The 9,485-nt window shown below is 61.5% G+C and carries 10 protein-coding genes; 8 read left to right on the top strand and 2 right to left on the bottom strand.

The genetic code is table 11. The features are described from left to right. Positions 1-235: 235 nt before the first annotated feature. Complete coding sequence (locus ACYYKW_RS26040; RefSeq protein ID WP_093105058.1) at positions 236-637, bottom strand: response regulator; 402 nt, start codon at positions 635-637, stop codon at positions 236-238. A 71-nt stretch (positions 638-708) separates the two neighbouring features. Continuing rightward, positions 709-915: a Flp family type IVb pilin gene (locus ACYYKW_RS26035; RefSeq protein ID WP_093106955.1), complete on the bottom strand. Its 207-nt coding sequence runs from the start codon at positions 913-915 to the stop codon at positions 709-711. Between the two features lie 338 nt (positions 916-1,253). Here ACYYKW_RS26035 and cpaB point away from each other — a divergent pair, with 338 nt between their 5' ends. The 8 genes from cpaB to ACYYKW_RS25995 are packed head-to-tail and all read left to right on the top strand — an operon-like array spanning position 1,254 to position 8,703. Then, complete coding sequence (gene cpaB / locus ACYYKW_RS26030; protein WP_090281124.1) at positions 1,254-2,195, top strand: Flp pilus assembly protein CpaB; 942 nt, start codon at positions 1,254-1,256, stop codon at positions 2,193-2,195. Between the two features lie 20 nt (positions 2,196-2,215). Further along, a complete protein-coding gene (locus ACYYKW_RS26025) occupies positions 2,216-3,433 on the top strand; it encodes a type II and III secretion system protein family protein (protein WP_090281122.1) in 1,218 nt (405 codons plus the stop codon). After that, a complete protein-coding gene (locus tag ACYYKW_RS26020) occupies positions 3,430-4,620 on the top strand; it encodes an AAA family ATPase (protein ID WP_093105071.1) in 1,191 nt (396 codons plus the stop codon). The genes ACYYKW_RS26025 and ACYYKW_RS26020 overlap by 4 nt, the downstream gene beginning before the upstream one ends. Further along, positions 4,617-5,885 carry a CpaF family protein gene (locus ACYYKW_RS26015; protein ID WP_464991548.1) on the top strand — a complete coding sequence of 423 codons (1,269 nt, stop codon included), beginning with the start codon at positions 4,617-4,619 and terminating at the stop codon, positions 5,883-5,885. Before ACYYKW_RS26020 ends, ACYYKW_RS26015 begins: the two co-directional genes overlap by 4 nt. Before the next feature lie 18 nt (positions 5,886-5,903). Beyond that, complete coding sequence (locus ACYYKW_RS26010; RefSeq protein WP_093105078.1) at positions 5,904-6,788, top strand: type II secretion system F family protein; 885 nt, start codon at positions 5,904-5,906, stop codon at positions 6,786-6,788. Position 6,789: 1 nt separating this feature from the next. Continuing rightward, complete coding sequence (locus ACYYKW_RS26005; RefSeq protein WP_464991547.1) at positions 6,790-7,674, top strand: type II secretion system F family protein; 885 nt, start codon at positions 6,790-6,792, stop codon at positions 7,672-7,674. A gap of 23 nt (positions 7,675-7,697) precedes the next feature. Then, entirely contained in the window at positions 7,698-8,420 is a 723-nt protein-coding gene (locus ACYYKW_RS26000; RefSeq protein ID WP_090281112.1) for a tetratricopeptide repeat protein, read from the top strand. Between the two features lie 10 nt (positions 8,421-8,430). Continuing rightward, on the top strand, positions 8,431-8,703 hold the full coding sequence (locus ACYYKW_RS25995; RefSeq protein ID WP_093105087.1) for a DUF3613 domain-containing protein: 273 nt from the start codon (positions 8,431-8,433) through the stop codon (positions 8,701-8,703). Positions 8,704-9,485 lie beyond the last annotated feature (782 nt).

Below are 9,485 nucleotides of genomic sequence, written 5' to 3'. Positions count from 1 at the left end.
CACAGCGGAAGGAGGTGCAGCGAAGCAAACCGTAGCCGCTGCGCCCGGATCGATCCCGGAGCGAAGGGACCCGAGCCTGCGAGGGCCGTACGTAGGAGCTAGCGTTTTTTGCTTACTTTTTTAGGCGCTTGTAAAAAAGTAAGTCGCCGTAAGGGCGAAACCGCCAGCCGCCACACCCGAAGCAACGGATAAACCCCCAAACCCCAAGAACCCGGTCGGCCCAAAGGCCGCCGCGTCACCCACCCCGAACCTTGGGAAACAAATTATCCAGCGTCTCAAAAAGCCGAACGTGATAAATCGGCTTGCGAAACAGATCCAGCACCTGCAACCGCAACATATCGCTGACATCCTCCATATCCGCATGCCCCGACATCACAATCACCGGCAAATGCTCCCGCGCCGTATGCTCACGCAAGCGCCGGATCAGCGACATCCCCGATTCCTCCGGCATGCGCAGATCAGTAATCACCAGCGCAATATCCGGATGCCGGGTCAGGTGATGCAACGCCTGCTTCACCGAAGTCGCGGTATGACAGACAAAGTCCTCCCCCTCCAGCAACTCCGCCAACTCCAGCAACGCGTCCTCTTCGTCGTCAACCAGAAGCAACTGTTGGCGGGGCATAGGGAGAGAATTCATGGGCAATCCCTGAAAACTGAAAGTAGACCAGAGTGTAGCCCGAGATCAGCCAACGGCGATCCACACCGCGATCAAGGCGTCGGCCTGGTTACAGCAGTCCCATCCAGACTGGTCAGAATGTTGTTGAAGATCGCCAGCACCCGGTCGCCCAACGGGGTAACAAACGCCACAACCACCACCGCGACCATCGCCACGACAATCGCATATTCAATCGCCGAAGCGCCCTCCTCGCTCTTGAACAACAAACGGGCCTTGGCCATCAGAAATTCCAGATTCATATCAAACATACGCCTGCTCCTTCGCGCCTCTGGCGCCGACACCACCACCGCGGCATGGTTCCACCGTGCTAGCTGAGCATTGTCAACAAACCCCCACCCAACAACTGTAAGAACGGATTAATCACAAAGCATTAATCCATGCCTGTGTACGCCATTTCCTGCTGTTAATTGGCCAGGCCCCATACTTTCGTGGGTTATTTGCCTGTCATTAATGGCGCTTTTGTACAGATCAGCTAGCGTGCAAATAGCGAAATAGTTGCATGTTCATAGCTGCAGAATCGGGAATTTCTCTCGTTAACAAGTTCGACGGGTAGTGCAGCAGGAAAGGGAGAGCCGTCATGAACAGTCGCGTCACCATGGCCCTCGCCGCCATCCTCTTGCTGGGCGCGATTTTTGTCGGTTATTGGGGATTGATCCTCAGTCGCCATCCGGTCCCCGTCGCGCAAGCACCGATCGCCCCGGCGGTCAGCGTTGAAAACACTGTCGCGATTGCCGAAGACCAGACTCGCCAACCGGTGGTGGTGCTGCTGCACGATGTGCCGCCCTTCACCGCACTGACGGCGGCAGATGTGACAGTAGAAAAATTGCGCAGCGCACCGGCCGGTAGCTTGAGCAATGTCGATCAAGCCATCGGTCGCACACCCTGGCGTTCCTTGAGCGCGGGCACCTGGCTCACCGATGAAAGTTTCAGCGCCGGCGGCACGCTGGCGCGGATGATCCGCAGCGATGAACGCGCGCTGACCGTGGCGGTTGATGAAGTGATCGGCGCGGCCGGGCAATTGCTGCCCGGCGATTACGTCGATGTGTTGCTCTACCTGCGTCAGGACGCCAGCAACCCGCAGCAGTCGGCGCAAATTGTCCTGCCGGCGATGCGTGTGCTCGGCGTCGGCGAGCAGTACGGCCTGACCAACGATGGCCAACCGGCCACGCCGACGCTCAGCACCGAAGACAAACTCAAACAGGATCAACGCCGCCTCGCGGCACGCACCGTGGTGCTCGCGGTGCCGCAGCAATTGCTGAGCCGCCTGATGCTTGCGACCCAGGCCGGCACCTTGCGCCTGGCCGTACGCAGCAGCGAAGAACAACGTCTGGCCAGATATTGGGCTGGCGAACAACAGTCCTCCGCGCACCTCGATAACGCCAACAGTCAGCTCTTCCAATTCACCCAACTGGCCATGGGCAGCGCACCGAAAACACCGTCCAGCAGCAGCTCAAACACAATCGCGCGCCCCGCGGTGGAAATCATCCGCGGCAATCAGCTCAGCCAACAAACCCCATGACAGCGCAAGGATCCAGGTGCATGCAGAGTCGTTGCAGGTCGACAGGGAAACACATGCTCCGCGTCTTGATGGTGATGGGACTGTCGACGGGGGCGGCATCCGCGGCCGTTGGCAGTTGCTCGACCCTCGGCCGATTGCCGCCAGTCATCGAGATCGGCGAAGGCTTTCAGCAGGATGTGCAGTCCCCCGTGGCGATCACCCGTCTGGCGATCGGCGATCCGAAAATCGCCGACGTGCACGCTAACGGCAGTTCATCGTTTTTGCTCACTGGCGTGGCGCCCGGCGCGACCAGCCTGATGGTCTGGACGGCCTGCTCAAGCGAGCCGCGCCAGAGCATGGTCTTTGTGCAAGGCGCCGCCACTGCGGCGATGACCGGCAGCCTGCCTTCGGACGATCCGAGCCTGCCCTCGCAGGTGCAGACCGATATTCGTTTTGTCGAAGTCAGCAGGACCAAACTCAAGGAAGCCACGGCCTCGCTGATCGGCACGCGAGGCAATTTCCTTTTCGGCTCGCCCGGCACCCTGCCGCCGATTGACGGGGTGCCGCAGCCACGCCTGCCGGTGGATAACTCGCTGTTCAATTTCTCCTGGGTTGGCGGCAAGACCATGGCGATCATCAATGCGCTGGAAACCAGTGGTTTTGCCTACACGCTCGCCCGCCCGAGCCTGGTGGCGCTGAACGGGCAGAGCGCGAGCTTTCTGGCGGGCGGTGAAATCCCGATTCCGGTGCCCAGCTCCGGCAGCGACAGCGTGTCGATCGAGTACAAGGAATTCGGCATCCGCCTGACCCTGACGCCGACCATCATCGGCCGTGATCGCATCGCCCTGAAGGTCGCCCCGGAAGTCAGCGAACTGGATTTCGCCAACGCGGTGAACATTGCCGGCACCACGGTGCCCGCGCTGACCATTCGCCGCACCGACACCAGCGTGTCGCTGGGCGATGGCGAAAGCTTCGTGATCAGCGGTTTGATCAGCACTACCAACAGCTCACAGGTGAACAAGTTTCCTGGTCTGGGCGATATCCCGGTGCTCGGCGCGTTTTTCAAGGGTTCGCAGATCAAGCGCGAAGAGCGCGAATTGCTGATGATCGTCACACCGCATCTGGTGCAGCCACTGGCGGCGGACGCGCAATTGCCGTCGCTGCCCGGTGAAAAGCTGCGCAACTATGACCCGAATTTCTACCGCATGTTTTTCCTTGAAAACGGCAATTTCGACAAGCGCAGCGGGTTATCGCAATGAGCCAGAACCTCAGCCAGACCTTCCTCGCCATCACCCGCAACAGCACTGATCTGGAGTGGCTGCAAGGTGCGCTCGCGCCGCTCGGCCAAGTGGTCAGCGCCGGGGGCGGCAGCCTCGACGAGTTGCTGGCATTGGTCGACGTCACGTTCGCCAGCCTGGTTTTTGTCGGTCTCGATCGTGAACATGTGGTCGCGCAGAGTGCACTTATCGAAGGCGCGCTGGAGGCCAAACCGATGCTGGCGATCGTTGCCCTCGGCGACGGCATGGACAATCAGCTTGTGCTCAATGCCATGCGCGCCGGTGCGCGGGATTTTGTCGCCTATGGTTCGCGCTCCAGTGAGGTCGCCGGGCTGGTACGGCGCTTGAGCAAACGTCTGCCGCCGGTGGCGCCGAACACGCAACTGGGCGGGCTCACGGTGATGTACGGCGTGCAGAGCAGTTCCGACGGCGCGCTGCTGACCAACCACATGGCGCTGGTGGTGCAAAAGAGCGGCCAGCAGACTTTGCTGCTCGACCTCGGTCTGCCGCGCGGCGACAGCCTGGCGCTGCTCGGGCTGGAGAGCTCGTTTCATTTTGGCGATGCCTTGCGCCACTTGCGCCGGCTCGACGCGACACTGATCGACAGCGCCTTCACCAGCACCGAAGCCGGCCTGCGCATCCTCGCCTATGCAAGCAATGACGAGCCGCTGGAAAACACCAGCGCCGCCGAGTTGTACATGCTGCTCAGCGCCCTGCGTCAGCACTTCCAACACATCGTTGTAAACCTCACCGGGCAGAGCGACAGCGAAGCCTTGCGCACCTTCGTCAGCCACTGCGACAAGCTGCTTTGGTACACCGACCAGAACGTGCTCAACTGCCGACGCAATCTCGCGGTGCTCAATCTGTGGCGCGAAAAAGGCATGAAGCTCGACCATGCCCGCCTGCTGGTTGACCGCTACTTGAGCAGCGTCGCGCCGAACGCGGAAACCCTCGGCAAGACCTTCAACCTCGAAGTGATCGCCACCCTGGCCCTGACCCCGGAAGTGCGCCTGAACGCAAAAAACCAGGGCGTCAGCCTGTTCGAACTGGCCCCTCGGGAGAAACTCACGCAGAGCCTGCGCGCTCTTGGCGAACGTCTGGCGAAACGCTCCGAGGGGCTGGCGAAACCCAAAGTCACGTGGTTCGACCGCTTGCGAGGCAGCTCATGAGCACGGAGAAACTGTTCGGCAGCGCACCGCGCGCCAGTAACGGCAACAGCGATCACGAAGGCCTGAAACTGGTGCTGCATCGCTACATCATCGATGCCCTCGAGGAGTCGGGAACAAACCTGCTGGAAGGCTCGCGGCAGCAGCTCGCGCATTTCGTCACCGACAAGGTTGCCGAGTACATCGCCCGTCTGCACCTGGCGATTTCCCGCTATGAGATGGAGCGGCTGGCGGAAGAAATTGTCGACGAACTCACCGGTTTCGGCCCGCTGGAAGTGCTGCTGCGCGACCCATCGGTGACCGAAATTCTGGTCAATGGCCCGCACCGGGTGTTCATCGAACGCGACGGCGTGCTGCATCAAAGCGATTTGCGTTTTATCGATGCGCATCATGTCGAGCGGGTCATGCAGCGGATTCTTGCGCCGCTCGGGCGGCGCCTCGACGAGTCTTCGCCGATGGTCGATGCGCGCCTGCCGGATGGCAGCCGGGTCAATGCGATCATTCCGCCGATCGCCCTCGACGGCCCGTGTCTGTCGATTCGCAAATTTCGCAAGGACATGCTCAAGAGCAGCGATCTGATGGCGATGCAGACCATCGACCTATCGATCTTCGAGTTTTTTCAAAACGCGGTCGGTCAGCGCTGCAACATCCTCATCAGCGGCGGCACCGGCACCGGCAAAACCACGCTGCTGAACATTCTCAGCCAGTTGATCAACCCCCACGAACGTCTGGTGACCATTGAGGACGTCGCCGAATTGCAGCTCGGCCACCCGCATGTGGTGCGCCTGGAAACCCGCCCGCCAAATGCCGAAGGGCACGGTGAAGTAAAAGCCAGCGACCTGATTCGCAACGCTCTGCGCATGCGTCCGGACCGGATAATCCTCGGCGAGATTCGCGGCGTTGAGGTGGTCGACGTCCTCACCGCCATGAACACCGGCCATGACGGTTCGATGAGTACCGTGCATGCCAACAATGCTCAGGATGCGTTGCTGCGGCTGGAAACCCTGGTCGGTCTGACCGGTCGTTCCATCGCCGAACGCACCCTGCGCCAGATGATCTGCGCCGCTCTCGACGTGATCATCCAGTTGACGCGCATGCCCGATGGGCGCCGCTGCGTCAGCGAAGTGGTGGAAGTGGTTGGCATTCGCGAAGACGTCTACGTCACCAATACCCTGTTCCGCCTCGATCGCCGCACGGGTTTTGGCTTTCTGCGCGAAGCAGTGAATCCGGCCGGCGACAAATTGCGTTTTGATGCGCATTCGGTCTGACGGCGAGGAGCAGCGAACATGTGGGCACCGTTGATTCTGATCCTCGTCTGCCTGGCCCTGCTGGGGCTGTCGATTCGCCTGTTCCTGCAAGGCCTGCGCAAGACCGCCACGGAAAAAGTCCTCAACCGACTGGCCGCCGGGCAACCGCAATTGGCTGCGGAGAAACCCGTCTGGGTCGGGCTGGAGCGGATGTTCCTGCGCGCCGGGCTGGGCCGCCCGACCGAACGTTTCGGCCTGTGGCTGAGTCTGTGGGCAGTGGCGATGGGGCTGGGTTTCGTACTCGCCGACTGGTTCGGCCTGCTGCTGATGATCGTCGTGCCGCCACTGGCGTTGCGGCTGTACATCGCCTTTCTGTACCAGCGGCGGATCAAGCGCATGATCGAGCAACTGCCGCAGTTGCTTGATCACACCGTCCGCAGCCTGAAATCCGGGCGCACCCTCAGCGACGCGGTGATGGGCAGCATCGACGCCAGCGAGGACCCGCTGAAAGCCGCCATGGGCCGGGTGCAGCGCAACGTGCAATTGGGCGTGAACCTGCCCGACGCCGTCAGCGATTTTGCCGAGCTGTATGAACAGGACGAGCTGCGCATGTTCGCGCTTGGCCTCAAGGTCAATCACCGCTACGGCGGCAATGCCAGCGAGCTGCTGGAGAACCTGATCAAACTGATCCGCGAACGTGATCAGGGCGCGCGGCAACTGCGCGCCCTGACCGGCGAAACACGCATGACCGCCTGGGTGCTCGGCACATTGCCGTTGCTGTTGGTGAGTTACTTCATGCTGACCAATCCCGGCTACATGCTGGGCATGTGGAACGACGCGGGCGGACGGCAGATGCTGATCAGCGCCGCCGCGTTGCAAGTGGTCGGCAGCCTGGCGCTGTGGCGCATGTTGCGGAGCGTCTGAGATGATCTGGCTCGCGGCGCTCATGCTGTTGCTCGGCGCGCTGTTGCTGGTGATCAATCACCTGCTGGTCGAGCGGCGCCGGGTACGGCAAATCAACCAGCGCCTGCAAGGTCAAACCTTGCGCGAAAACCGCTTCGGCAGCTGGTTGCGCGCGGTGGGCAACAGCCGCTTCGGCCAGCGCTCGGTGAGCATCGACAGCGAAACCCAGACCCTGCTCAACCGCATCGGCTGGCGCCGTGCCAGCGAGCGCTCGTTGTACGCCGCCTGCCAGATCGGCACGCCGCTGCTGACCCTGGGCCTGGCGATCTTTCTGCAGCAGGTGTTCTTCCCCCAGGCCGACAACCGTTGGATCGTGCCGATGCTCGCCACCGGTGGCGGCTATCTGCTGCCCAAACGCGTGCTCGCCTACGCCTCGGCGCGACGCCAGCGCACCCTCGCGGTGGAGATATCCACCTTCATTCCGCTGCTGCGCATCCTCTTCGAATCCGGCATGGCGGTGGAACAGGCATTGCGTGTGCTCAGCAACGAAGCGCAAAAACTGCTGCCGGAGCTGACCGGCGAACTGCGCCTGATTCTGGCGCGGGTCGACAGCGGACTGGAACTCGGCCAGGAGCTGCACAAAGCGGCGGTGATACTCGCGGTCGACGAGTTCAGCGATACCTGCGTGATTCTTGAACAGCTGATTCACCAGGGCGGCGGCGCGATGAAATCGCTGCTGGCGCTCAAGCAACTGCTGGATGACCGACGCCTGACCCGTCTGCAGGAATACATCTCGAAAATGTCGGCAAAGATGTCGGTGGTGATGATGCTGTTTCTGTTTCCGGCCTTGCTGATCGTCCTCGCCGGCCCGGGCTTCACCGCGATTGCCCGGGCGTTCGCAACCTGACGTTGGCTCATGGAGAGCGTTTGATGAAAGTACTGATAGTCATGGCAAGTCTGCTGCTGCTCGGCGGTTGCGCCACCGACGGCCAGGCGCCGTGGACGGCGCTGCTGTCACCGAGCAGTTGCAGCAAGATGACCCAGGAGCAGGAACTGGCGCTGAACCTCGCCGACGATCTGGCCAACGACGGCAAACTGCACGCCAGCCTGGCCAACCTGCAAAGCCTGCCGGACAACCTCAGCGAAGTGCGCCTGCGCAAAGCCAAGGTCTACCGCCTGCTCGGCCGCAGCGAGGCGGAACCGTTATATCGCAGCCTGCTCGGCGGCTGCCTGACCGCCCAGGCCGAACATGGCCTGGGCCAGCTCCACGCCGCGCGAGGCGACTACGGCCAGGCTCAGGCCCACCTGCAACGCGCCGCCCGCCTGGCGCCCACCGACGAGAAAATCCGCAACGACCTTGGCGTGGTCTACCTCAACCAGTTGCGTCTCAACGACGCGCGTTTCGAATTCCTCACCGCCATCGAACTCAAGCAGAACAACGAATTGGCGACGCTGAACATGGTCACCCTGCTGCTGTACCAGAACGACTGGCCGCAAGCCGCCGAGATCGTCAGCCGAGCCAAACTGACCCCGGAACAATTCACCCAGGCCCAGCAACGCGCCGAACAACTCAAAGCGCCGGGCAAAGCCAAACCGCCGACTGGCAATCAGGTCGCCGCCGTGGCCGACCCACTGCCGCCGTCGCTCAAATAAGGAGACAGCCATGCATCCCCTCAAAGGCCTGTGCTACCTGACCCTGCTCACCCTGCCCCTCAGCGCCCCCGCCATCGACGCCGGCCCCGCCTCGGCGCAACAACAGGAAACCGAAGGCTGGCTGCTCCTGCAAAGCCGCAACAAAGCCGCCTCACCAAAACCGCAAACGGCCACCGCCACCGAACGCGACCTGGCGATGCAGCGCTGGTTGAAGAAGTACAAATACGAAATACCGGACTTTTATGACCCGGATGCGGGTGGAAAGGTTGAGACCAAGAATTAGTGCGGTGGTGAGCTTGCGGACGCTATCGCGAGCAGGCTCGCACACATTTGGATTGGGTGTGTTCAGTCAGGAATGGGGCGCCTGATGGCAAAGCCAAAAGCCAACCCTCACCCTAGCCCTCTCCCAGAGGGAGAGGGGACTGACCGCGGAGGATTCAAGTGTTACGCAGACGTGTGATACCGAGTCGTACTCGAGTTTGAAAATCAAAAGCCCCTCACCCTAGCCCTCTCCCGGTGGGAGAGGGAACTGACCGCGGGGGATGCGAGAGTTACGCCGATGTGTGATACCGAGTCGTACTCGAACTTGAAAATCAAAAGCCCCTCACCCTGGCCCTCTCCCGGTGGGAGAGAGAACTGACCGCGGGGGATTCAAGTGTTACGCAGGCGTGTGATACCGAGTCGTACTCGAGTTTTGAAAATCAAAAGCCCCTCACCCTGGCCCTCTCCCGGTGGGAGAGGGAACTGACCGTGATGGATTCAAGAGTTACGTCGCCCTGTGATACCGAGTCGAATGCGAATTTCGAATCCAACCAAAATCGGCTCCCTCTCCAGGGGGAGAGGGCTGAGCGGGCGGCGTTCCGATGAGGGGCAGCCACACCACAAATCCAAAGCCAACCACCCGCTTCTAACCACTCAACAATGAGCGCCAGCTCGAGTGCTTTTGATCTTGATCTTGCCTAACCAGCGACATCGGAAGGCTGAGTGGAGGGATCGATCCGGGCGTGGGAGCGCAGCGACCGTCTGGCGCAGCCAGACACAGCGGAAGGAGGTGCAGCGAAGCAA

The sequence above is a fragment of the Pseudomonas sp. 15C genome, from assembly GCF_055484735.1.
Note: the sequence above shows the minus strand (reverse complement) of the source record. Positions and strands in the feature narration are given on the sequence as shown.